Source organism: Pseudomonas sp. 10C3, assembly GCF_036346185.1.
GTDB lineage: Bacteria > Pseudomonadota > Gammaproteobacteria > Pseudomonadales > Pseudomonadaceae > Aquipseudomonas.
In genome coordinates, this window is sequence record NZ_JASJVE010000011.1 from 18,936 (window position 1) to 41,909 (window position 22,974).

At 56.7% G+C, this 22,974-nt stretch carries 21 protein-coding genes and 1 pseudogene; 8 read left to right on the top strand and 14 right to left on the bottom strand.

Annotation, left to right across the window (positions count from 1 at the left end; translation table 11 throughout):
- The first annotated feature begins 136 nt into the window (after window positions 1–136).
- The 3 genes from QN399_RS12200 (at window position 137) to QN399_RS12210 (ending at window position 1,332) form a co-directional block, all read left to right on the top strand.
- A complete protein-coding gene (locus tag QN399_RS12200) occupies window positions 137–403 on the top strand; it encodes a helix-turn-helix transcriptional regulator (RefSeq protein ID WP_322182234.1) in 267 nt (88 codons plus the stop codon).
- A 108-nt stretch (window positions 404–511) separates the two neighbouring features.
- Complete coding sequence (locus QN399_RS12205; RefSeq protein ID WP_322182232.1) at window positions 512–1,036, top strand: HipA N-terminal domain-containing protein; 525 nt, start codon at window positions 512–514, stop codon at window positions 1,034–1,036.
- A gap of 26 nt (window positions 1,037–1,062) precedes the next feature.
- The gene (locus tag QN399_RS12210; RefSeq protein ID WP_322182230.1) at window positions 1,063–1,332 is read left to right on the top strand and encodes a hypothetical protein; all 270 of its coding nucleotides are present in this window, start codon (window positions 1,063–1,065) and stop codon (window positions 1,330–1,332) included.
- A 590-nt stretch (window positions 1,333–1,922) separates the two neighbouring features.
- On the opposite strand, the gene QN399_RS12215 is transcribed toward QN399_RS12210, so the two are convergent.
- Window positions 1,923–3,923, bottom strand: a complete 2,001-nt coding sequence (locus QN399_RS12215; RefSeq protein WP_323566421.1) for an acyltransferase family protein — start codon at window positions 3,921–3,923, stop codon at window positions 1,923–1,925.
- Window positions 3,924–4,447: 524 nt separating this feature from the next.
- On the bottom strand, window positions 4,448–5,074 hold the full coding sequence (locus QN399_RS12220; protein WP_323566422.1) for a hypothetical protein: 627 nt from the start codon (window positions 5,072–5,074) through the stop codon (window positions 4,448–4,450).
- 601 nt (window positions 5,075–5,675) lie between these two features.
- Here QN399_RS12220 and QN399_RS12225 point away from each other — a divergent pair.
- Entirely contained in the window at window positions 5,676–5,954 is a 279-nt protein-coding gene (locus QN399_RS12225; protein ID WP_322182888.1) for a helix-turn-helix transcriptional regulator, read from the top strand.
- Here the strand turns inward: QN399_RS12225 and QN399_RS12230 are convergent.
- From QN399_RS12230 to QN399_RS12275, 10 genes and pseudogenes are all read right to left on the bottom strand, one after another.
- Window positions 5,862–6,191, bottom strand: a pseudogene (locus QN399_RS12230) (Arm DNA-binding domain-containing protein); the annotation flags it as partial. The gene QN399_RS12225 and the pseudogene QN399_RS12230 overlap by 93 nt on opposite strands.
- Before the next feature lie 423 nt (window positions 6,192–6,614).
- Window positions 6,615–7,346, bottom strand: a complete 732-nt coding sequence (locus QN399_RS12235; protein WP_322218131.1) for a helix-turn-helix transcriptional regulator — start codon at window positions 7,344–7,346, stop codon at window positions 6,615–6,617.
- Between the two features lie 238 nt (window positions 7,347–7,584).
- Window positions 7,585–8,112 carry an inorganic diphosphatase gene (gene ppa, locus QN399_RS12240; protein WP_219062705.1) on the bottom strand — a complete coding sequence of 176 codons (528 nt, stop codon included), beginning with the start codon at window positions 8,110–8,112 and terminating at the stop codon, window positions 7,585–7,587.
- 115 nt (window positions 8,113–8,227) lie between these two features.
- Window positions 8,228–9,040 (bottom strand): M90 family metallopeptidase, encoded by an 813-nt coding sequence (locus QN399_RS12245; RefSeq protein ID WP_322182222.1) that lies wholly within the window; start codon window positions 9,038–9,040, stop codon window positions 8,228–8,230.
- A gap of 6 nt (window positions 9,041–9,046) precedes the next feature.
- A complete protein-coding gene (locus QN399_RS12250; protein WP_322182220.1) occupies window positions 9,047–9,694 on the bottom strand; it encodes a DedA family protein in 648 nt (215 codons plus the stop codon).
- Window positions 9,695–9,939: 245 nt separating this feature from the next.
- Window positions 9,940–10,398 (bottom strand): GNAT family N-acetyltransferase, encoded by a 459-nt coding sequence (locus QN399_RS12255; protein WP_322182886.1) that lies wholly within the window; start codon window positions 10,396–10,398, stop codon window positions 9,940–9,942.
- 104 nt (window positions 10,399–10,502) lie between these two features.
- The gene (gene eutC / locus QN399_RS12260) at window positions 10,503–11,363 is read right to left on the bottom strand and encodes an ethanolamine ammonia-lyase subunit EutC (protein ID WP_322278459.1); all 861 of its coding nucleotides are present in this window, start codon (window positions 11,361–11,363) and stop codon (window positions 10,503–10,505) included.
- An 11-nt stretch (window positions 11,364–11,374) separates the two neighbouring features.
- Entirely contained in the window at window positions 11,375–12,769 is a 1,395-nt protein-coding gene (locus QN399_RS12265) for an ethanolamine ammonia-lyase subunit EutB (protein WP_322182218.1), read from the bottom strand.
- 102 nt (window positions 12,770–12,871) lie between these two features.
- Complete coding sequence (gene eat / locus QN399_RS12270) at window positions 12,872–14,242, bottom strand: ethanolamine permease (RefSeq protein WP_322182215.1); 1,371 nt, start codon at window positions 14,240–14,242, stop codon at window positions 12,872–12,874.
- Between the two features lie 134 nt (window positions 14,243–14,376).
- Window positions 14,377–15,897 carry an aldehyde dehydrogenase family protein gene (locus QN399_RS12275; RefSeq protein ID WP_322182211.1) on the bottom strand — a complete coding sequence of 507 codons (1,521 nt, stop codon included), beginning with the start codon at window positions 15,895–15,897 and terminating at the stop codon, window positions 14,377–14,379.
- Between the two features lie 299 nt (window positions 15,898–16,196).
- Here QN399_RS12275 and QN399_RS12280 point away from each other — a divergent pair, with 299 nt between their 5' ends.
- From QN399_RS12280 to QN399_RS12295, 4 genes are all read left to right on the top strand, one after another.
- Complete coding sequence (locus QN399_RS12280) at window positions 16,197–18,101, top strand: sigma-54-dependent Fis family transcriptional regulator (RefSeq protein WP_323565666.1); 1,905 nt, start codon at window positions 16,197–16,199, stop codon at window positions 18,099–18,101.
- 138 nt (window positions 18,102–18,239) lie between these two features.
- A complete protein-coding gene (mpl, locus tag QN399_RS12285) occupies window positions 18,240–19,589 on the top strand; it encodes a UDP-N-acetylmuramate:L-alanyl-gamma-D-glutamyl-meso-diaminopimelate ligase (protein ID WP_322182207.1) in 1,350 nt (449 codons plus the stop codon).
- Window positions 19,586–20,215 carry a flavin prenyltransferase UbiX gene (gene ubiX / locus QN399_RS12290; protein WP_322182205.1) on the top strand — a complete coding sequence of 210 codons (630 nt, stop codon included), beginning with the start codon at window positions 19,586–19,588 and terminating at the stop codon, window positions 20,213–20,215. Before mpl ends, ubiX begins: the two co-directional genes overlap by 4 nt.
- Window positions 20,208–20,495: a YceK/YidQ family lipoprotein gene (locus QN399_RS12295; protein WP_322182202.1), complete on the top strand. Its 288-nt coding sequence runs from the start codon at window positions 20,208–20,210 to the stop codon at window positions 20,493–20,495. The genes ubiX and QN399_RS12295 overlap by 8 nt, the downstream gene beginning before the upstream one ends.
- Window positions 20,496–20,522: 27 nt before the next feature.
- Here QN399_RS12295 and QN399_RS12300 read toward each other — a convergent pair whose 3' ends face one another.
- Window positions 20,523–21,164, bottom strand: coding sequence for an oxidoreductase (locus QN399_RS12300; protein WP_322182200.1), 642 nt, complete (start codon window positions 21,162–21,164; stop codon window positions 20,523–20,525).
- Window positions 21,165–21,191: 27 nt separating this feature from the next.
- Window positions 21,192–22,925, bottom strand: coding sequence for a C13 family peptidase (locus tag QN399_RS12305; RefSeq protein ID WP_322218121.1), 1,734 nt, complete (start codon window positions 22,923–22,925; stop codon window positions 21,192–21,194).
- Between the last annotated feature and the right edge of the window lie 49 nt (window positions 22,926–22,974).

Consider the following 22,974-nt stretch of genomic DNA (forward strand, 5'->3'; position numbering starts at 1 on the left):
TCTGGGTGGGCCTTCGTAAAAGTGTGCATACGCATCAAGTTGGCGTGGGAATTACGGCAACCGTCGGAAAGATGGGTTGATGACGTTATGGCATTCGTTCACTAGAAACACACGAGTTGATGCTTGAGGGCTACAAATGAGCACCCTGTTTGATGTGTCCGAAATGCTGAAACAGGCGCGAGGTGAGGCTCGCTTGAGTCAGGATGCCTTGGCCAGCCGTGCCGGCGTATCACGTTCGACGGTGGTGCGTATGGAAACCATGGCTAAAGGTGATATGAGCGTCTCGGCTCTTGTCCGTTTATTGGAAGCCGCCGGGTATGACTTAAAGCTGGTGAAGGCCGGTCATGAACGTACGGTCGAGGCCATTCTGGCCGAGCAGCGTTCAGGGGGGGTTGATTCATGATTCTAGATGTCCATGTCAGCGGAAAAACGGTCGCCAAGCTCTATCGAGAGCGTGATGAGTACGTCTTGAAAATGCCTTCCAGGTACAACTGCGGAGGATTTTGTCAGCTTGACGTTGCCCGTCCGTGAAGCCCCCTGGCGCTGGCCTCGCGATCTTTTCCCGTTTTTTCGGCAGAACCTGCCTGAGGGGTATTTGCTGGGGGTAATCCGCGAAGAGTTTGGTGCGTTGCTTGACGGCACTGACTTGTCACTGTTGGCCGTAATTGGCGGCGCGGGAATTGGCCGAGTGACGGTGACGCCTGAAGGCGTCATGCCTGGCATCGAAATGGAGCCGTTGGAAATAGGCCATCTGCTGAGCGCTGAAAACACGACCGAGCATTTTGCGACGCTGGTACGTCGGTACGCACGTGCAGCCATTTCGGGCGTTGTGCCCAAGTTCATCGCACAGAATGTTGCACATGACGCTTTGCCATTGGGTAATCCCACCCTGCGCACCGGTTTTCATATCATTAAAGGCTCGGACGACACTACGCCTTATCTGGGCTTCAACCGAACCCGCCAGGTTTGTCCGTCGGCGGTCGGCAAATCTGGACGCCGGTACGTACGCTCGAGACCTTTTCTAATGGCCGCTTAGGTATTGCCGCGCGCCAGTACTCTGCAATGGTCGAGCAACTGTGCGAGTCTGCTGTCGCCGTGGGCAAGGAAGTGATCGAGGCCGCAAAGAACGAGCCCGCTTGGCGCGATGTGGCCAAACACATGGTGCATGCCTGGAACGAGGGGATGGAGACGCTACGCAGCCCAAGAGCGGCCCCGCACTTTCGGGGGCTGGATACCGCCATCACCGAGGCGGGCTTCTCAGACCCTCGAGCACCTGAACGCAACCGAGAGCAGGTTGGTCGTTCTGAGTTGTTGGCGCCGAGAAACCGATGACGGAAACCAGGTATCGGGAAAGCAACGTGCTAATCCAATACTGATGCAGAGGGTTTTGTACTGCAGAACTCTCCTCGGCAATTAACTCCGCCGTCTGGCATATGCAAGCACTGCACCGGCACTACCGACCCTCAATTTTTAGCGCCAGCCGAGCGGGCGCTTTAGCAGGGCCGTCGCGGTTTCCCGTAGATGAGAATGGCTTTCCCGCAGGCATTAAAAAGCCGGCTGGTGGCCGGCTTTTTAGTTGCATAAAGTCATGTTTTTAAAGAATTATTATTGAGGCTTCGTTTTGTCCCCCCATCTCGTATTGTCGTTGATTTTTCACATGACCGATGGCTCATGTGGACGGTAATACGCCGGTCGAGTTCATTGCTCTCAAACCTTCGAGGACGGCCCCAATCATGAAAGCTCGATAAAAAAACTGATAACTAAGCTAAGGCGATTGCGCAGGCAGAATTTTCCACCAGAACATAAAAAGCCCCTTAAATCAATGGATTCAGGGGCTTTTATGTAATGGCTGAGAGATAGCTAGCCCGTGAGGCACTCGGTGTCGCCTATCCACTGCGCGCACAATGATCCTATCGAAATAACTAATCCTTCTGCACACCGCTCACCGCAACAGCCCCTTGAGTAAACACTTCAGAAAACATGGGTATCAGCAATCGGTTGCCATACTCACTCAGATGATTGTCATCGACATAAAGTGGCTTTTCATTCTTACTGCCATAACAGAAATTTGCGTCACACAAATACGGCAGTGGGTCTAGGATTTTAATACCGCACTGCTCGCGAGCCTTATCCTGAATACTCCAAACGAAAGCATTTCTAGCCTGATAGTCTGCACGACTTATTACCACATCATGTGCCTGCCCCATGATCAAGCCCTTTCCAATTGTAGTGGGCACCTTCGCGAGCATTTCCGGTATCGGTCGCACTAGGTACACAGGGCGGTCCTTGGCCAGAGAGCACGCCGTATCGATATAATGACGACTAAAGTCTTCCAAGTATTCTGGCGTCGCGACATCCGACAGCACATTCCAAAAAACCTGCGTCTTGCGCTCTTGTGGCTCTGCACCCTCCTCGTTATGGCCGTACACATACATAGACGTTCGATTTATCACAATAAGTGGCGCACCCAGCATATCACTTGCCAACTTCTCATGAATATTATCAATCATACGTGAGCAAGGTTCACCACGATCTCGAGCGTTAGGGTAATTGGTCTCAGGTATGAATAAACAGCTAGAGGCTGCCTGAAAGTAGATACCTTGTTTCACGCTGGGAAGTGCCGCTTCAGCCGCCGTGACTACTGCATCAGCATGACTGTCCCCAACCAAAATCGCCTTAATATCAGAGCCACCATACACGCAAGGAATACCATGATGTAAACACTCGTCTATACGAGGATTGCGATTGTTTTTTTGCGCTTCAACTGACGCCACGTCAGGAGGCAAACGACTCGGCTCCCCATCACGTCGAAGCCACTGGCCAACGCTATAAACCGACAGCACTACCAACAACAGACAGCTCACTGCATAGCGCGGCCTCGCCACCTGCAACGCACGGCGCGTCGGGACTTCAATCCAACGATAAGACAGTTCGCCCATCAGGAGTGCCAACAACAGCCCAGCCAGGGTCCAAACAGCGCTATGCAATTGACTAACATAGGCCAACCCTACAACCAAAGGCCAATGCCACAGATATATAGAGTATGACCGGGTGCCCAGCCATTGGGCGACCCCGCTCCCCGTCCAAATAGAATCATCTCGCTGAGCGACCAGAACAAGCGATGCCCCCAGCGTTGGAAGTAGCGCTTGCATACCCGGCCAAGCATTAGAGGCCTCGAGCAATACAATGGAGGCTAAAATCAGTAGCAACCCCAGGCCCTCGGCAATTTTGCACATCAGGGAGGAGAGTCTGCGGTGATGAAAAAGTAAAAAAACCAAACCGCCCAGCAGTAACTCCCACGCGCGAGACTGGAAAAGGTAAAATGCCTTCGCGCTGTCTTGCCGAGTGAGAATGACGCATATCACAAAAGACATTAACAAGAGTATTACATGGGTGGCGACCAATGCACCCCGTTTAGGGATGACTTTCCACACGGCGGCTATTATCAGAGGAAAAATAAGATAAAATTGCCACTCAATCGATAGCGACCACGTATGCAATAACCATTTTTCTCGAGCGGCACTGTCAAAGTACCCAGCTTCTTGTAGGTAACCAAGATTCGACTTAAACAATACCGACCAACTGACATGGCGAGCCAGTTTTTTATAATCATCGGGCATTAACCAAAACCACCCGACCACTAACAGTACTGCCGACACAGCAATCAATGCGGGTGCAATCCGTTTACCCCGATCCCAGTAGAAGGACCACACGGAGAAATTACCGCCTTGCAACCCTCTACTGATAATCCCAGTCATTAAAAACCCTGAAATAACAAAAAACACATCAACACCGACAAACCCACCGCCAAAACCAACAATCCCGAAATGATAAAGCACAACAGCAATTACGGCCCAAGCACGCAACCCATTAATATCTCGACGAAACGAACGCGATTCAAGCGTTGATGCTGAATATGACACTGCCTGTCCACCCTTCACTCAAAAAAACAAAACCTGGCCCTTCTCTCAAAAAGGGGCAAAAATTATAATCATGCACTGCATAGAAATCAATGCACAGCCATGGACAACCACCTGTTTCTTGCGCACCCTTCTGTTTCAATACCGTCTGTCGATATCGTGCACTTATATTTCAAGTCGTTGAACATTCAATGAATCGCTGACACCGAGAGTGAAGACATATTACAACTGTAGTCGTTTTGCTGCTGGCACTGCGGAATGCGCAACCGACTCACTATGTCTGGAACACCAAGGGGAGGATGTTTTGAAAAAAAATACGGCGAGCCCTTGAGGTAATAGCCTCACAGGCAGGAGGCGCTTTAATTGTGAGCGCGGAACGCTAGGTGATTTTCCGTCACTACACCAGCGTTCCCATTCACCAATTTGGTCAGCTGAGATCATCGCTTCTTCACCTTCTTCTTTGTGGTACGCGTCAGTCCACATGCCGAGGCACTTTTTAGTATCAACTTTAGGTGCTACGATTTCACTCATAAGCGATTGATAACCGCAGGGCCATAAATACCATTGCTAACGAGTGCTCCATTACTGTCCCCGTGTTTACTAGGGCCAGCGTAATTGCAATTTTTACTCATGAGCTCGTCAATCAATACTCCGGTTTTTGGGTCCCATCGTTTATTTTTGATGGTGACTCCATCGCGCTCAACAGTAATTTCCCCTAATGGTTTTCCTTCTGGTGTAAATGTTTTTATATAATTGCTTATGTTTGAGCTGACAGATTGTTCTGACGTTATCGCTCGCGTTTTATCGTCATGGGTCCTCTGGATGCCGTCCGGGGATTCTTTGTTGTAATGATGTTCGTCGATGACATTTCTGTTAGTAGGGCTGTAAATATTGAAATCGCCGTCAATCAAATCTTTGTTTATTATTCCTTCGGTAAGTACTGTTTCTCCATCGACGGCATAAAACTTTACAGTTCCGTCAAGCGTGCCTTTTGTGTAATTTTCTTCGTATTGCTTTGTGGTTGTGGACGGGGTGAAGCAGGTGATATTGCCATCAAGATAGCCTATTTTTACGCCTGTCGTACATCTTAGGTTTCTGGTATCTATTGCTTGCGGGTTAAGGAGTCCATAAACGCCACCATAGACGTTAGACATGTTTGCGTCGTAGGTGTTTAACATAATCTGAAAACTTACGTTTTCTTGTGTCGAGGGAGATGTATTATTCAGGGTTCCTGTAAAGGGCTCGTTAGCCTTGTTTTCGTAGATAAGACCATTCGAAATTTGAGCATTTTGGTATTCTAGGTGTGGGTCGGAGCAACCACTTAATAGAATGGTAGTGATTGCAAATATTGGTCCAGATGTTGGAAGTTGGTAGATATAGCGCTTCCTGATGTTCCGTTATCTGTGCGTTTGGATAAATTTTACTTACGCTTGATACGATCCCACAAAGTTTAAATTCGGTGCTGATCAGCACCGACTTGCACACAGGGATGTTGTCCTTGCGTTCATCTACGTTCTTCACTTGCAGCCGCTCTAACAGTTTATCCGTGCTGCTTCGATCTGAGTCCGTTGCGCTCGACTTTTTCTGTGCAAAGCCGTTGCTCACTGCCTTTCATTGCTTGCGTGAGAAACTCCTTTGTTTTTTTGCTGTGGGCATAAATGGAGTAACCAACCTTAGAAGTTGATTGTCATCGTGCTATGTCCTTCATGTCAATGAGGCGATGCCCAACCATCTAGGTCGAGATGGGGAGGGGTCGTGATAGCGGCTGATCAGAAATACATGGCGGGTGTGGTGGGCCGTGCAATTGCCAAACAGCGCATACGTAGTGGCTTGACGCAGGAGGAAGTGGCCGAGCGTTTGGGAGTTGGCAACGAAGCCGTTTCCCGCATTGAGCGAGGTGTTGTGATTCCCAACATCGGGCGGTTGCTGGAGTTCGCAGCGCTCTTTCGCGAGTGTCTCGAACTTCAGCTGTTTTGCCTCGATGGCTCTCTGAGCTTCGCGTTGAGCCACGCGTTCGATGTCGCGAGCGGCTAGAGGATCTACACCATCACTCAACTGGCTGCGTTTGGCGCTGGCTTCAAGCCTGGCTTTCTTGAGACTCACTTCAGGGAGTGAGTCCTAGCCCATCTCCCTGCGGCGGCCCGCCAGTTGGAAGCGAAGTAGCCAGGATTTACGCCCGGTAGGTTTGACGACCAAGCGAAGCCCATCACCATCTCCGTAGGTGCCGGGTTCGGTCAGGTTTTCGACTTGTCTCGGATTCAGCTTACCCATTGGATTTCCCCTGTCGTCCCTTTTGTCCCCCACTTCATCGTCGGATGAGGTCAAGTGGCGTTGAACCCCATCGGGCAAGGGAGTGCCTGAAACCTCCGAAATAGCTAGGCTATCAGGTGGAATCTCGGATGGGACAGGTTTATTTCGGACAATTAAAAAGCCGGCTTGTGGCCGGCTTCTCGGGGACGGTTTTGGTTTATTTTTGGTAAACCGCAACCGCCTTCAAAATGTGCGACCCGCAACGGGGGCGACTGAATGGGGGGCGACGCGAACGTATCGTTCGGGGCGTCTAAAACGAGGCGCGTAGGATACTTGGGTTAGTGCCTGATGCCCAGCGTTTGGATAGATCATTCTCGTTCTGCGCCTGGAGCGTGATCGAGGAGGTAGTTTCTCGCTCAATCGTGAACACGCTGTTTAGCGTGATTACCGAAACGATGCCGTTCGTCGACGGGTGTTTAATGTTGACCACCAAAATACCCAGCCCATGACCCGAATATTCTGTTTCTTGATTTGTTCGGCGCTAAAAAACTCGTCCGGGTATTCGGCGCTGTTATGGCTGCGTAGGCGCATGGCGCCGCAGGGCAAGCGATAGAGGTATTTCACGCGGAGCATGCCGTCATGTTCGAGGGCGTACATTTCGCCGTCGATGACTTGTGTCGTTCCGCGGTCTATGCCGATGATCGAGCCGTCCTGGATTGTCTCGGCCATGCTGTTGCCGATGATCGCGGCACACACGGCGTTGCTGGGGTCGATGTTCATGGCTTGCAGGGTGTGCAGTGATAGGCGGACTTTTTGGTCGGGGGCTTCGGCGACGACGGTTCGTCCAGGGCCGAGGGTGGATGCGATTTCCTTGAGCAATGGCACGCTTACGTCTTCGGAGGACTGGGGGGCGTCGGCCCGGATGGCAACTGAAGTGCTGTTGTTATAGGTGTTCTCGGTGCGTTCTCTCGGGTGTTTGGACCCATCACCCGAGCGCAGCCACTGGGGGTTGACGGTCAATAATTCAGCCACTTCCACCAGTCGGGCCATGGGGATGCCTCGCTTGAACCAGTTGTTCACGTGCTGCGGCGTCACTTTGCGATTGGCGGCAAAGTCCGTGGCTGAGAGATGGCACTCCCGAAGGAGGGCGCGTAAGCGATCACCTGATGTCTTCATAAGCACCGAGTTTACGGAGGTCACGAGCTTGTTTAAATAAACGAGGTGTTCAAATGAGCGGTGCGTCAAATCACCAAATGAGTGCGCGTACTACAGGCGTGGCGGTGCTTTGTAGGGGGTTTCCATCAGTGTTTCGTGACAGGTAAACAACAGAAGTTCGAGGCGAAAAAAAGCCCTGGCTTCACATCAAGAAGCCAGGGCTCTTTCACGGTGCTACTGACGCAGCAACCGTCGTCGATCAACCTTTGAAGGCAGCAACCGACTTCATGATTTCAGTGCGGGCTGCTTCTGCATCACCCCAACCTTCGATCTTCACCCATTTGCCTTTTTCGAGATCTTTGTAGTTCTCGAAGAAGTGCTTGATTTGCTCAAGCAGCAGGGGAGGCAGGTCGGTGTATTCTTTGACGTCGACGTACAGCTGGGACAGTTTGTCGTGCGGGACTGCGATGACTTTGGCATCGCCGCCGCCGTCGTCTGTCATGTGCAGGATGCCGACCGGACGGGCGCGGATAACCGAGCCTGGCGTAACCGGGTAAGGGGTTACGACCAGCACGTCGAGGGGGTCACCGTCGTCAGCCAGGGTGTTAGGAATGAAACCGTAGTTGGCCGGGTAGAACATGGGGGTGGCCATGAAACGGTCAACGAACAGGCAATCGGTTTCTTTGTCGATTTCGTATTTGATCGGCGCGTGGTTGGCCGGAATTTCGATCGCGACGTAGATGTCGTTCGGCAGGTCTTTACCAGCCGGAATCTTGCTGTAGCTCATTGGGCGTTGCCCCCGTAGTTGACCAGTCAGGCTTTGGTCGAATCGACCAAAAAGTGGTGGCGATTATAGGCATACTCAGAGCCGGTTGCCACGCATGGCGATTGGCCCCTAGACCTTAGTAGTGGGTCTTGTAGGCGGGATGGTCATGGCGAAGTTGCCGCAGGCGTGCCAGGGGGTCTTGTCGGTAGAAGGCTTTTAGCTGTTCATAGACGGCTGGATAGGCTGCGATCAACAGGTTCGGTGCGCTGAAGAAGTACTCGCTGGTGACGGCGAAGAATTCTGCGGGGTTTTCTGCGGCGTACGGATCGATGGTCGGTTGGGCGTGCGGGTGGTGTTCCAGTTGTCGGTTCAGGTCGTCATAAGCCGTTTGCATGACGCTGGCCCAGTCGCTGCCGCGCATGTCGCTGTGCAGCGGCGGCACCCCATTGGCGGCGCCATCGAGCATGTCGAGTTTATGCGCCAGTTCATGGATAACCAGGTTGTAGGCGTGCCAGCCCCCGCTGGACAACACCCCCGGCCATGCCAGGATTACCGGCCCCTGGGACCAGGCCTCGCCGCTGTGTTTGCCGTTCCATTCATGCTCGACGCCGTTGCTGTCGCGATGACGTTGCGGGCTGATGAAGTCGTCCGGGTACAGCACCAGCTCATGGAAGCCCTGATACCAGTTCAACTCATCAAGGTTGAGCAGCGGCAATTGTGCCTGAGCGGCGAGAAACAGACGTTGCTCGTCGTCCAGTTCTACGCCGGGCAGGGCGGTCAAGTGCTTGTCCTGAAGGAACAGCACGCTGCGTTCGCGCAGGCGCTGATCCTCCTCGGCATTTAACCCGTCGAGAATCGCCAGCCGTTGCCGGACGCGATTCCAGACCTGTTGATCGACCGGATGCTGGTCGAGTATCCGCTGCCTGTGCCATGAGCCAAGCGACCACATCAAGTATCAGCGCGCAGCAGCTGAACGGGCCAGACGGCCACGTACCAGGCCGATGATCATCGGCATCAGTGATAGCAGAATGATAGCGACTACGAGCAACGACAGGTTCTTCTTGATGAACGGTACGTTGCCGAAGAAGTAACCCAGGGTGACCAGCCCGCCAACCCAGGCGACAGTGCCCAGTACGCTAAAACCGAAAAACCGCGGGTAGGGCATCTTGGCCACGCCTGCAACAAAGGGGGCAAAGGTGCGGATAATGGGCAGGAAGCGCGCCAGCGTTACGGTTTTGCCGCCATGGCGATCATAGAAGTCATGAGTTTGTTGCAGGTAGTCGCGCCGGAAAATTTTCGAGTTCGGGTTGCTGAACAGTTTTTCGCCTGCTGTTCGGCCGATCACGTAGTTAGTGCTGTCACCGAGAATTGCCGCCAGCATCAGCAGGCCAGCGAGCAGGACCGGGTCCATGCCACCACCGGCGGCAACCGCGCCAGCGATGAACAGTAATGAGTCACCGGGCAGGAATGGCATGACCACTAACCCTGTCTCGCAGAAGATGACGAGAAACAGGATCGCGTAGATCCAGACGCCGTAGTTGGTTACGAGCATGTCGAGGTATACGTCGAGATGCAAAATAATGTCGATCGGGTTGAAGTCCATGTACGGCACCTGTGTAAATGACCAGATTCTGGGTCGTGTGCTAAGGGGAATGCTGAGGCGATATGGGCAGCATTATAGGGGGGCAACCCTCTAATGCCCGATCAGTTTGTCGCGAAGTATGTCAATAGAATGTTTTTTAAGCGGGGAGGGGGAGCGGCTGCCGACCGGTCAGACCGTATCAGTTTGTTCGTAGGCAATCGCCCGCCGGATCTGTGGGCGATTGCCTGTCGGCAAATGGGCTTGAGTCAATCCTCGTTGATCGGCAATACGTAGTTCTTGAACTGCGTGTCTTCTTTGAATCCAATGGACTCGTAGACTTTCTGCGCCACGTCATTGTTGCTGTTGGTGGAAACGCGCATGCGCACCGCGTGGGTTTCCTTGGCCATTTTTTTTGCTTTCTTGATCAGATGGTCGGCGACCAACTGGCGGCGAGCCTCTTCGGCAACGTAGATGTCGTTGAGAATCCACACGCGCTTGAGCGACAGCGACGAAAAACTTGGGTAAAGCTGGCAGAAACCAAGCAGCTTGCTGTCGTCGTCATCAGGCAATGCCAGGTAGATCACCGACTCTTTGCGACGCAGACGCTTTTCCAGAAAGGCGCGGGAGGAGTCGGGGAAAGGCAGCTCGCCGTAAAATTCGCGGTATTTGACGAATAGAGGGCTCAGCAGGTCCAGGTGCTCCAGGGTGGCTTGAATGATCCGCATACGTTGGGCCTCAACTTCACAATGGGGGATGACAGCGAACGGGTCGCTCAGCCAGTCGTTTTCGATGCTGCCTAAAGCATTTAGAAAGCGCAATCCAATGACCGTCAGTCTTTGGGCTTCGCCAGCAGGAAGTTACTGCTCACCGGGAGTGGTGCATCCGATTCCAGGGTGTGAAGTTGGGCTTCATCCTTTAGATTGACCCCTGAAAGCTGGCGTCGACAGGCTTCACGCATCAAGTAAAGCAGGCGGTGAGCGGCCATGCCGTAGCTCAAACCCTCCAGGCGAACATTGGAAATGCAGTTGCGATAGGCATCGGTCAGGCCGACTTTCGGGCCATAGGTGAAATACAGGCCCAGGCTGTCCGGCGAGCTGAGCCCAGGGCGTTCGCCGATCAGGATCACTACCATTTTTGCCCCGAGCAGCTCGCCGATTTCGTCGGCCACCGCCACTCGGCCCTGCTCTACCAGAATCACCGGAGACAGTGACCAGCCTTCGGACAAAGTCTGTTCTTCCATCCGCGCCAGAAACGGCAGGGCATGTCGATGGACGGCCAGCGCTGACAGGCCGTCGGCGATCACCACGGCCAGATCGACGCCGCCGGGGTGGGCCAGGGCATAGTCGCGCAGCTGTTGAGCGGAGGCTTCGTTTAAGCGTCGGCCCAGGTCAGGGCGTTGCAGGTAGCTGTGACGGTCGAGCGCCGCGCTGTGCAGCAGCAGGGTGTCGCGCCCGCGTTCGGCCATTTGGGCGCGGAGCCCTGCGTGATCGAATGGCAAGTGCACGGCATCGCGGGCTTGAGCATGTGCGTACTGAAAATCCAGCTGCGCACGGGTGGGCAGGCTGGTGCCGGTGCGCCCTAGGGCGATCCGCGCGGGCGTAAGGCGGCGTAGCTCCAGCCACGGGTTCTGGCTGTCGGTGGGTAAAGCGGCCTGCTCTTCAGGCAGTCCATTTATGGGTAGCTCGGCCATGGGCAGCTCACTCATCCTAAATGTGCCAGGGCGTGGCGGAAGGCCGGCGGCAGGTTGTCGCCGAAACGCACGCGGCCATCGGTCTGGGTAAAGATGCCCATGTTTGCCAGCCATGCCTCGAATTCCGGGGCGGGCCTCAGGCCCAAGGTCTGCCGGGCATACAGGGCATCGTGAAACGAGGTGGTCTGGTAGTTGAGCATGATGTCGTCGGAGCCGGGGATGCCCATGATGAAGTTGATCCCGGCCACCCCCAGCAACGTTAGCAGGGTGTCCATGTCGTCTTGATCGGCTTCTGCATGGTTGGTGTAGCAGATGTCACAGCCCATTGGCACGCCGAGCAACTTGCCGCAGAAGTGATCTTCAAGACCGGCACGGATGATCTGTTTGCCGTTGTACAGGTATTCGGGGCCGATAAAGCCGACCACGGTGTTCACCAGGAACGGATTGAAATGTCGGGCCACGGCGTAGGCGCGGGTTTCGCAGGTCTGCTGATCGATGCCGTGGTGGGCGTTGGCCGACAAGGCGCTGCCTTGGCCTGTTTCGAAATACATCAGGTTGTGCCCGAGGGTCCCGCGGTTGAGGCTCAGGCCCGCTTCATAACCTTCCTGCAGTAGATTCAAATTGATGCCGAAACTGGCGTTGGCCGCTTCGGTGCCGGCGATGGACTGGAACACCAGATCCAGCGGCACGCCGCGATTGATCACTTCGATCGAGGTGGTGACATGGGTCAGCACGCAGGCTTGAGTCGGGATGTCATAGCGCTGGATGATCGCGTCGAGCATTTCCAGGAGTGTGCAGATCGATGACGTGCTGTCGGTGGCCGGGTTGATGCCGATCATGGCATCGCCATTGCCGTACAGCAGCCCGTCGAGGATGCTCGCGGCAATCCCGGCCGGTTCGTCAGTGGGGTGATTGGGTTGCAGTCGTGTCGACAGACGTCCGCGCAAGCCCATCGTCCCGCGAAAACGGGTGACGACACGAATTTTCTGCGCCACCAGCACCAGATCCTGCACGCGCATGATCTTCGACACGGCCGCCGCCATTTCCGGGGTCAGGCCGGGGGCGAGGGCGCGCAGGCTGTCTTCGTTGGCGTGATCGCTGAGCAGCCAGTCGCGCAGGCCGCCGACCGTGAGGTGGCTGACGACGGCAAACGCCTGTTTATCGTGGGTGTCGATGATCAGTCGGGTGACTTCATCGTCTTCGTAAGGGATCAGGGCTTCTTCAAGGAAGTGCTTGAGCGGGATGTCGGCCAGTGCCATCTGCGCGGCCACACGCTCGCCATCATTGAGCGCCGCAACGCCCGCGAGGAAATCGCCGGAGCGCGCGGGGCTGGCCTTGGCCATGACGTCCTTGAGGCTGTCGAAACGGTAGGTCTGGGCGCCGACGGTATGGGCAAAAGCAGCCATGGACGGAGTCCTCCTGTGGTTCTACGGACCTGATCACTCTAAAGCGCCGGGCCTGCACCTTAATAGGGCCTGTGCCGGACGCAAGCCCGGCACAGGTGCAACTTATATACCGGTGAGCATCGCATCAGCCGGCGCATCGGAACGCTGCTTGGCGGTCAGTTGGAAGTAGATGAAGCCTACAACCATGAAGCCAAGGAAGATCAAGCCGATAAGCGCGTTGAACCAGGCCATTGCCACCAGGCACACCAGCGCCAGCAGCAGGGCGATGCCGGGCACGATCGGGTAACCGGGCGCGCGGAAAGTGCGTTCCAGCAGCGGTTCGGTTTTGCGCAGTTTGAACAGGCTAAGCATGCTGATGATGTACATCACGATGGCGCCGAACACCGACATGGTGATCATGGCAGCGGTCAGGGTCATGCCTTGCAGGTTGACCAGGCCGTCGCTGTAGATTGCGGCAATGCCGACCACGCCGCCTGCCAGAATGGCGCGGTGCGGTGTCTGGAAGCGCGAGAGTTTGGCCAGGCCTTTGGGCAAGTAACCGGCGCGAGCCAGGGCGAAGAACTGCCGCGAGTAGCCAAGGATGATCCCGTGAAAGCTTGCTACCAGGCCGAACAGGCCAATCCACACCAGCATGTGCATCCAGCTGGAGTTCGTGCCGACCACCGCTTTCATCGCCTGCGGCAGCGGATCGTTGATGTTCGACAGTTGCCGCCAGTCGCCCACGCCGCCTGCCATCACCATCACCCCGATGGCCAGGAACACCAGGGTCAGAATGCCGCTGACATAGGCCTTGGGGATTGTCCGTTTCGGGTCTTTGGCTTCTTCAGCAGCCATGGCCGCGCCTTCGATGGCGAGGAAAAACCAGATCGCAAAAGGAATGGCGGCGAAAATACCGGGCACAGACGCAATGGTAAACGTGTCGGAGCCGGACCAGCCGTTGAGCGCGAAGTTACTGAAGCTGAAGCCCGGCGCAACCACGCCCATGAACACCAACAGCTCGGCAACCGCCAAAACAGTCACCACCAGTTCAAAGGTGGCCGCGATGCTGACGCCAAGGATATTCAGGGTCATGAACACGAAATAGGCGCCAACCGCCGCGTGTTTCGGGTCCAGTTCCGGGAACTGCACGTTCAGGTAAGCGCCGATTGCCATGGCAATGGCGGGTGGGGCGAAGACGAACTCGATCAGCGTGGCGATCCCGGCAATCAGTCCGGCTTTTTCACCGAAGGCCCGTCGACTGTAGGCAAAGGGGCCGCCCGCGTGAGGAATGGCGGTGGTCAATTCAGTGAAGCTGAAGATGAAACAGGTGTACATCGTAGCCACGATCAACGTGGTGATCAGGAAACCCAGCGTACCCGCCGCGCCCCAGCCGTAACTCCAGCCAAAGTATTCGCCGGAGATCACCAGGCCAACAGCGATGCCCCATAAATGCAGGGTCCCGAGTGTCGGTTTGAGCTGTGTTGTAGAAGTCATAAGTCCTCGCGTGTATTTTTATTGTTCGATTGATGGACTTTCAGTAATGGGTACAGCACGCACGCAACCCCCGTGCCAGTTGCGGATTACGCCGCAACTGGCACGGGGAGAAGGTCTGACGAGAGGCTAAGGGGTTAGAAGAAACCCAGCGGATTGGTGTCGTAGCTCACCAACAGGTTTTTTGTCTGTTGATAGTGCTCAAGAGCCACTTTGTGGGTTTCGCGGCCGACGCCGGATTTTTTGTAGCCGCCGAATGCCGCGTGCGCCGGATACAGGTGGTAGCAGTTGGTCCACACGCGGCCAGCCTTGAGGGCACGGCCGACTCGGTAGGCGCGGTTGATGTCACGGGTCCATACGCCAGCGCCCAGACCGAACTGGGTATCGTTGGCGATGGCCACGGCTTCGGCTTCGTCCTTGAACGTGGTGATGCTGACCACTGGGCCGAAAATTTCTTCCTGGAACACCCGCATCTGATTATTGCCTTTGAGCAGGGTCGGCTGGATGTAGTAACCGGTGGACAGGTCGCCGCTGAGCTTTTCCACCTGGCCTCCAGTCAGCAGCTCGGCGCCTTCGCCCTTGGCGATTTCCAGGTACGAGAGAATCTTGTCGAATTGCTGCTCCGACGCCTGAGCGCCGACCATGCAGTCGGTGTCCAGCGGGTCGCCGCGTTTGATCTGCCCGACCTTTTTCATCACTGCTTTGATGAACTCCGGGTAAATCGACTCTTGCACCAGTGCCCGCGACGGGCAGGTGCAGACTTCGCCCTGATTGAAGAACGCCAGCACCAAGCCTTCAGCAGCTTTATCGATGAACTCGGGCTCGGCTTGCATGATGTCTTCGAAGAAGATGTTCGGCGACTTGCCACCCAGCTCCACGGTGGACGGAATGATGTTTTCCGCCGCCAGTTTCATGATGTGCGAGCCCACGGGCGTCGAGCCGGTAAAGGCGATTTTGGCGATGCGTTTGCTGCTGGCCAGCGCTTCGCCAGCCTCGCGGCCATAACCCTGCACCACGTTCAATACGCCGGGTGGCAGCAGATCACCGATCAACTCCATCAGCACGCTGATACCCAGTGGGGTTTGTTCGGCAGGTTTGAGCACTACGCAGTTACCTGCAGCCAAGGCCGGCGCGAGTTTCCAGGCCGCCATCAGCAGTGGGAAGTTCCACGGGATGATTTGCCCGACCACACCCAGCGGCTCATGGATGTGATAAGCCACGGTGTTGCCGTCGATTTCGGCAGCGCTGCCTTCCTGAGCGCGCAAACAGCCCGCGAAGTAGCGGAAGTGATCGGCGGCCAGCGGGATGTCGGCATTCAGGGTTTCACGAACGGCTTTGCCGTTGTCCCAGGTTTCAGTGACGGCCAGCAGCTCCAGGTTTGCTTCGATGCGGTCGGCGATCTTCAGCAGCACCAGCGAACGCGCCTGCACCGAGGTTGCGCCCCATGCAGCGGCAGCGGCATGGGCGGCATCCAGGGCTTTTTCGATATCTTCGGCGCTGGAGCGTGGGAATTCAGCGATCAGCTTGCCGGTGATCGGCGACGTGTTTTCGAAATATTGGCCTTTGACCGGCGGCACAAACTCGCCACCGATGTAGTTACCGTAACGATTTTTGAAGGTGACGATAGAGCCTTCAGTACCGGGATGGGCGTAACGCATGGTGAGTGTCTCCTGACTTTTGTGTTTATAGGGGAAGACGCGCTGTAGCGCTTACCTTAAGCGTAGAGCAAAGGTCGGGCCAGCGCCCTGTACGGCACGGTTTATAAGGCTTTCGGCGGTTTTCGTGAGGGCAAAGCGCCAGTGTTGTCGCGTATCCGATACGGAGGATGTGACACTTTGTACCGCTATCGGTACAGCGCGTGACTCATCGGTTTGGTCGACATTGCAATGCCGTGTCGCGAGGAGGATGCTGGGCTGCACCTCCGCAAAAGCACCGCAAAAAAGGAGAATAATAAAAAGTGCACAGCAATCACCTGACACGGCACGCTCGACAAGTGCTGACGGTCACCCAAGGCAAAGCGCAGTTGCGCGGGCCGGGCAGCGATCCTTCCATTGCGCGGTCCTGGTTGCGTTGTCTTGAGGACTATCATCTCGACCCCGCACTGGCCATTGCGCCGACTGTCCTTGAGCACGACCGTTTGCTGGAAAGCCGTGAGCGCATGCAGCAAGTGCTGAGCATTGCCGGTGGCGAAATGACCAGCCTGCACCAGCAGTTGTCGGGTGCCGGGCATGCAATTTTATTGACTGATGCGCGTGGGGTGATCCTCAACTGCGTGACCGCCCCTACTGAACGCAAGATATTCGAACGCGCCGGGCTCTGGTTGGGCGCCGACTGGAGCGAAGCCTGTGAAGGCACTAACGGCATCGGCACCTGCCTGGTCGAACGCCAGTCCCTGACCATTCATCAGGAGGAGCATTTTCGCGGACGCCACACCGGGCTGACCTGCTCGGCCAGTCCGGTTTTCGACCCTCATGGCGACTTGCTGGCGGTGCTGGACGTCTCGTCTGCACGCCATGACGTGTCCCGGCAAAGCCAGTTCCACACCATGGCCCTGGTCAATTTGTCGGCAAAGATGATCGAGAGCTGCTATTTCCTGCGCCACTTCGACAATCAGTGGCTGTTGCGTTTTCACGTGCAGGTCGAGTCCGCCGGTTTGTTCAGCGAGGGGTTGCTGGCGTTCGATGATGAGGGGCGGGTCAGTGCGGTCAATCAGAGTGCCTTGAACCTGCTGGGCCTCGGGCGCGGTGGTTTGCTCGGGCAATCAGTCGAGAGCGTGTTCGATTGCTCACTGGATGAGTTGCTCGGCCGTGCCAGTGTTGAGGCCAGTGCCAGTTGGCCGTTGCGTACCCGCGAAGGCCGACGCTTATTTGCACGACTGCGCAGCCAACCGCATAGCGTGCCGACAGCGTTGCCGGTCAGCCCGACGGGGGCGCCGCCGCGCTTGAGTGGGATCTGCCTGGGCGATGCAGCGCTGCAGAATGATTTCCGTCGCGCACTGCGGGTTTTCGAACGCGATGTGCCTTTGCTGATTAATGGCGAAACAGGTTCCGGCAAAGAAGCTTTTGCCAAAGCAGTGCATCAAGCCAGCGTGCGCGGCGATAAACCGTTCATCGCGCTTAATTGTGCGGCGATTCCCGAAAGCCTGATCGAAAGTGAACTGTTCGGCTATCGCGGTGGCAGCTTTACCGGTGCGCGCAAGGAAGGCATGCGCGGCAAGCTGCAACAGGCCGATGGCGGTACGTTGTTTCTCGATGAAATCGGTGACATGCCGCTGGCGCTGCAAACCCGGCTGTTGCGGGTGCTGGAAGACCGTTTGGTGGTGCCCTTGGGGGGTGAGCCGCAAGCGGTAAATGTACGGATCATCAGCGCGACTCACCGCAACTTGCTGGAGCGCGTGGCCGATGCCAGCTTTCGCGAAGATCTTTATTACCGTTTGAACGGCCTGGAGATCGCGTTGCCGCCGTTGCGCGAGCGCAGCGACAAATCGCAGTTGCTGGATTTTCTTCTGGAAGAAGAGGCGGGCGGCGAGACCGTGATCCTCGACGCGGACGCCCGCCAGGCGCTGCTGGACTTCGCCTGGCCGGGCAACCTGCGGCAATTGCGCAATGTCCTGCGCACCTTGGCGGCACTGTGCGATGACCAGCACATTGGCTTCGATGAATTGCCGTTCGCCATTCGGCAAAGCGCATCCGCGCCGGCTCTTGCACTGATGGGCGAACACCCGCTGGACGACGCCGAGCGCATCGCCCTGCTGTCAGCCCTGGACGCCCAGCGCTGGCACATGACCCACACCGCCGAACAGTTGGGGGTCAGCCGAAATACGCTGTACCGGAAATTGCGCAAGCACGGGATCGCGCGTTAGGCCAAACAGCGGGTCGATCGTTTCGCAGACAAGTCAGCTCCTTGTACGGCTGTGGGAGCAACAAATCCGGATTTTAAACTCGAGGTGTGATTTGTCGCCCTCTACGCTAACCTGCGCCCATAGTTTACGAGGTCGATCATGCATATTCATATTCTCGGTATTTGCGGTACTTTCATGGGTTCGCTGGCGGTACTCGCCAAAGAGTTGGGCCATCGGGTCACCGGTTCGGACGCCAATGTCTACCCGCCGATGAGCACGCAGTTGCAGGCTCAGGGCATTGAGTTGACCCAAGGCTACGACGCGGCACAGCTTGACCCTGCGCCGGATCTGGTGGTTATTGGCAACGCGCTGTCGCGAGGCAACCCGGCGGTAGAGTACGTGCTGAACAAAGGCCTGCCTTATGTTTCCGGCCCGCAATGGCTGGCCGATCACGTGCTGCAAGGGCGCTGGGTATTGGCCGTTGCCGGAACGCATGGCAAGACGACGACCAGCAGCATGCTCGCCTGGGTGCTGGAACATGCTGGCATGAGCCCCGGTTTCTTGATCGGCGGTGTACCGCAGAATTTTGCCGTGTCGGCGCGTGTGGGCGAGACCCCGTTTTTTGTCGTCGAGGCTGACGAGTACGACAGCGCCTTCTTCGACAAGCGCTCAAAATTTGTCCATTACCGTCCGCGTACTGCGATTCTGAACAACCTGGAGTTCGATCACGCCGACATCTTCCCCGATCTGCCAGCCATCGAACGGCAGTTCCACCACTTGGTGCGAACTATCCCAAGCGAAGGCCTGGTGATCCATCCGACCACCGAGCCGGCGTTGCTGCGAGTGATTCAAATGGGCTGCTGGACGCCGGTACAAACCACCGGTGAGGGCGGTCAATGGCAGGCGCGTCTGCTCAGCGATGACGGCTCGCGTTTCGAAGTCACCTTTGAAGGCGTAGTTCAGGGCGTGGTCGAGTGGGACATGACCGGTCAGCATAACGTAGCCAACGCGTTGGCCACTCTGGCGGCCGCGCGGCATGTTGGCGTGGTGCCGAAGCAAGGTATCGAAGCGCTGGGCTTGTTCAAAAGCGTCAAACGCCGCATGGAAAAGGTCGCGGAGGTCAACGGCATCACTATCTATGATGACTTTGCTCATCATCCGACTGCGATTGCCACCACCCTTGATGGCCTGCGCAAACACGTTGGCGATGCGCCGGTGATCGCGATTATCGAGCCGCGCTCCAATTCCATGAAGCTCGGTGCGCACCGCGACGGCTTGCCGGAAAGTGTGCGTCAGGCTGATCAGGCGATCTGGTACGCGCCGGCCAATCTGGGCTGGGACCTGGCCGCCACTGCTGCATTGTGCACGGTGCCTTCGGTGGTTTGCGACTCCCTTGAGGCGATCATCGCCCAGGTGAAAAACCTGGCTAAACCGGGTACACAGGTCGTCATTATGAGTAACGGCGGCTTCGGCGGCTTGCACGGCAAGTTGGCTGAGGCGTTGAAATGAGTGGCCCGGAACGCGTCACCCTGGCGATGACCGGTGCTTCTGGCGCGCAGTATGGGTTGCGCCTGCTCGACTGTCTGGTGCGTGAAGACAGGGAAGTGCACTTCCTGATTTCCAAGGCGGCCCAGTTGGTGTTGGCCACCGAGACCGATGTCTCGCTGCCGCCGAAAACCCTGATGATGCAAGCGTTTCTGACCGAGTACACCGGCGCAGCGGCGGGACAGATTCGGGTGTATGGCAAGGAAGACTGGATGTCGCCCGTGGCCTCTGGCTCGGGTTCGCCCAGCGCGATGGTGGTGGTGCCCTGTTCCACGGGCACCTTGTCGGCGATTGCGACCGGGGCCTGCAACAACCTGATCGAGCGTGCGGCGGATGTGACGTTGAAGGAGCGTCGCCAATTGATTCTGGTGCCGCGTGAGGCGCCGTTTTCCAGTATCCATCTGGAGAACATGCTCAAACTGTCGAACATGGGTGCGGTGATTCTGCCGGCGTCACCGGGTTTCTATCATCAGCCGCAAACCATTGATGATCTGATCGACTTTGTTGTCGCGCGGATTCTCAATGTGCTGAATATCCCTCAAGACATGTTGCCGCGCTGGGGCGAGCATCACCTGAGTGCAGATGAATAAGCGCCTGCTGTTGACCCTGTTGGTGCTACAGCTGACTGGGTGTGCCACGGCTCGAACGCTTGATGCCGCCAAACCTGGGGCCCCCGTTGTGTATTCGGGTGCGCGTCTGGATTGGTATGCGATACAGGGTGGTTGCTGCGAGATGGATCGTTTCGGTGCCGAGGCACCGAGCTATCCAGGCGTGGACCTGCCCGCCAGCGCGTTGCTCGACACCCTGCTTTTACCGCTGTCGCTGCTGACCGTGCTGGGCGTGGGGTTTCAGGCGACGGGCGGCTTGTAGACGTCTGAACCTGACGTGCTGTCGGGCTCACTTGCCCAGTTTGTTCAACTCTTCTGCTTCGACGATCCGCACCCCGTCCTGGTCTTCCAGCGCCAGGCGCCAAAGCGCTCGGGCCAGGCAGCAGGCTTCTATGCCACGGTATTTGCCGGGAATCAGTTTTGCCAATGGGCCTGCCAGTTGTTCGGCCAGACGCTGTTCGGTGCGTTCGCCAAGCAACAGTGATGGTCGGACGATGGTCAGTTGCGGCCAATCCTGAGCTTTGAGTGCATATTCCATTTCGCCCTTGATCCTGTTGTAGAAAACGCTGGATCGCCGATCGGCATTGACTGCGCTGATCACCACCAGATGCCGCGCTCCGAGTTCGCGAGCTCGCTTGCCGAAGGCCACCACCATATCCAGATCGACCGCGCGAAACGCTTCCTGCGAGCCAGCCTGCTTGATCGTGGTGCCCAGGCAGCAAAAGGCGATGTCGACCCGCCCGCTTAACGTTGGCAGCAGTGCATTGAGTTCACCCACCGGATTTTCCAGGCGAGGGTGCTTGTTCAGGGGTTTACGGGTCGGTGCCAGTACGCGGCTGACCGTCGGTTCGCTGAGCAAGCGATCAAGCAAATGTTCACCGGTCAGGCCGGTGGCTCCGGCAAGCAGGATGTGCTGAGGGGTCAGGTACATAGTGTTTCTCCCTTTTTACAACGCAGTCTAGCGGTTGCCCGTGGTCTTCGCTTCCTTGCTGCTCAACGATGTGTTCAGGGCCCTCTGCGCCTGGCTCTTGCGCAACTGCTGCCAGTGCGCAAGAACCCCTTTGGGCGCCCAGATCTGCGGCTCCGATGCCTCAAAGCTTTCGGTTATTTCGCGGGCCGCCACGTACGATTTGGCGTCGTTGAACGCTTGTTGCAGGTTGTCTGTTTCAACCAATGCCTTTGCGAACATGGCTTCGCCAAAGTAAGTGAAATCGTCCTCTTCCGAGCAGCCAAAAGACACCCTGTCTGCACGCGAGGCGGTGATCACTACGGTTTTTTCGTCTTTGAGCACCGGAATGAAACCACCGGAATAACAGGCGGAGATCACGATAATTTTGTCGCGGTCTTTTAACGGTGCGAGGACGACGGCCAGCTCATCGGCGGGCAGGTCGGCCAGTTCCATCCGTGGTTGATCAAGCACCAGTTCATGTTCTTGAGTGCCGTGGCTGGTCAGGTAGATGAACACCAGGTCTTCCGGCCCGCTGCGTTGCGCCAGGGTCTGAACCGCGCGGCTGATACTTTCGCGGGTCGCCAGTGCCCGGTCGTTCATGTGATCGCGATGATTGACCAGGCTGATCTGCCCGTAGGCGCCGAAGCGCGTGGCCAGCAGGTTGTTCACGTAATCTGCTTCGCGCATGAATACGCTCTGCTTGCCGTCACCACCCACGACCAGGCTGTACAATTCGACAGCGGGAGTGGAGGCGGGCACTGCGGCCAGGGCTTTTTCCAACAGGGGGCCTTGGGCGAGCAAGCCGACCTCAAGTGCATCGGGCAACAGATTGCCTTGCGCGTCACGCACACGCAGACCGTTGGTCCAGGTGCCGCTTTGAACGCTGCCATCTGCCAGGGTCAAGGTGCCTTTGCCTTGATAGGTGTCGTCGGCGAACGGACCTTGATAGGTGCTGCCATCGACCAGGTGCAGTACACCCTCGCCGTTGAAGCGCCAGTTGCTGAACTGACCCTGATAATGGCTGCCATCTGCACCGATCAGTTCGCCCTTACCGTTGAGCGCGCCGTCCTTGAACTGCCCAATCCAGACATCGCCGTCGCTGTTTTCGTAGCGGCCTTTGCCTTGCAGTTGGTTGTTGCGGAAACCGCCGACGTATTGATCACCCTCGGCGCTGTTGAAGCTGCCGTTGCCTTCCAGTTGACCGTTGACGAATTTGCCGCTGAATTGATTGCCACTGGCGTCGCTGCGCTGGCCTTCGCCATTGGGTTTGCCGTGCGCGAACAGGCCTTGATATTGGCTGCCGTCATCAAGTTCGAGGTGACCGAGGCCGTCGTATTGGTCAGCCTTGAATTCGCCCCTATAGGCCATGCCTGGCTCTTTGAGCGTGCCTTCACCCTCGCGTCGGCCCAGCTTGAAGCCGCCGACATAATTGCCGGTGCTGGTGGTCAACGTGCCTAAACCGTGAAACAGACCGTTCTGGAATTGGCCGCGGTAGACGTCGCCATTACTGGCGTGCCATTCGCCGGCACCCTGCCACAGCCCCTTCTGGAACTGACCTGCGTACCAGCTGCCGTTGGGATAGTCGACTCGGCCCTTACCTTGCAGCAGGCCATTGACGACATCGCCGCGGTAACGGCCGCCGTCGGGCAGACGTGCGTCTGGGGGCGACAGTGGTTCGCCCTCGCCGCAAGCCGCGAGTAAAAGAATGAGTGCCAGAGGGGCAAGAGGGGCGAACGCGCGCATGGTCGATCCTGAAGATAAAAATCCAAGCGTGTTGAAGACGTCCCTGAAC

Excerpts from the sequence above, each read along its gene's own strand:
- QN399_RS12200 (WP_322182234.1), top strand. The coding sequence starts at position 137 with ATGAGCACCCTGTTTGATGTGTCCGAAATGCTGAAACAGGCGCGAGGT.
- QN399_RS12210 (WP_322182230.1), top strand. The coding sequence starts at position 1,063 with ATGGTCGAGCAACTGTGCGAGTCTGCTGTCGCCGTGGGCAAGGAAGTG.
- QN399_RS12220 (WP_323566422.1), bottom strand. The coding sequence starts at position 5,074 with ATGTCTAACGTCTATGGTGGCGTTTATGGACTCCTTAACCCGCAAGCA.
- QN399_RS12235 (WP_322218131.1), bottom strand. The coding sequence starts at position 7,346 with ATGAAGACATCAGGTGATCGCTTACGCGCCCTCCTTCGGGAGTGCCAT.
- ppa (WP_219062705.1), bottom strand. The coding sequence starts at position 8,112 with ATGAGCTACAGCAAGATTCCGGCTGGTAAAGACCTGCCGAACGACATC.
- QN399_RS12245 (WP_322182222.1), bottom strand. The coding sequence starts at position 9,040 with ATGTGGTCGCTTGGCTCATGGCACAGGCAGCGGATACTCGACCAGCAT.
- QN399_RS12250 (WP_322182220.1), bottom strand. The coding sequence starts at position 9,694 with ATGGACTTCAACCCGATCGACATTATTTTGCATCTCGACGTATACCTC.
- QN399_RS12255 (WP_322182886.1), bottom strand. The coding sequence starts at position 10,398 with ATGCGGATCATTCAAGCCACCCTGGAGCACCTGGACCTGCTGAGCCCT.
- eutC (WP_322278459.1), bottom strand. The coding sequence starts at position 11,363 with ATGGCCGAGCTACCCATAAATGGACTGCCTGAAGAGCAGGCCGCTTTA.
- QN399_RS12265 (WP_322182218.1), bottom strand. The coding sequence starts at position 12,769 with ATGGCTGCTTTTGCCCATACCGTCGGCGCCCAGACCTACCGTTTCGAC.
- eat (WP_322182215.1), bottom strand. The coding sequence starts at position 14,242 with ATGACTTCTACAACACAGCTCAAACCGACACTCGGGACCCTGCATTTA.
- QN399_RS12275 (WP_322182211.1), bottom strand. The coding sequence starts at position 15,897 with ATGCGTTACGCCCATCCCGGTACTGAAGGCTCTATCGTCACCTTCAAA.
- mpl (WP_322182207.1), top strand. The coding sequence starts at position 18,240 with ATGCATATTCATATTCTCGGTATTTGCGGTACTTTCATGGGTTCGCTG.
- ubiX (WP_322182205.1), top strand. The coding sequence starts at position 19,586 with ATGAGTGGCCCGGAACGCGTCACCCTGGCGATGACCGGTGCTTCTGGC.
- QN399_RS12295 (WP_322182202.1), top strand. The coding sequence starts at position 20,208 with ATGAATAAGCGCCTGCTGTTGACCCTGTTGGTGCTACAGCTGACTGGG.
- QN399_RS12300 (WP_322182200.1), bottom strand. The coding sequence starts at position 21,164 with ATGTACCTGACCCCTCAGCACATCCTGCTTGCCGGAGCCACCGGCCTG.
- QN399_RS12305 (WP_322218121.1), bottom strand. The coding sequence starts at position 22,925 with ATGCGCGCGTTCGCCCCTCTTGCCCCTCTGGCACTCATTCTTTTACTC.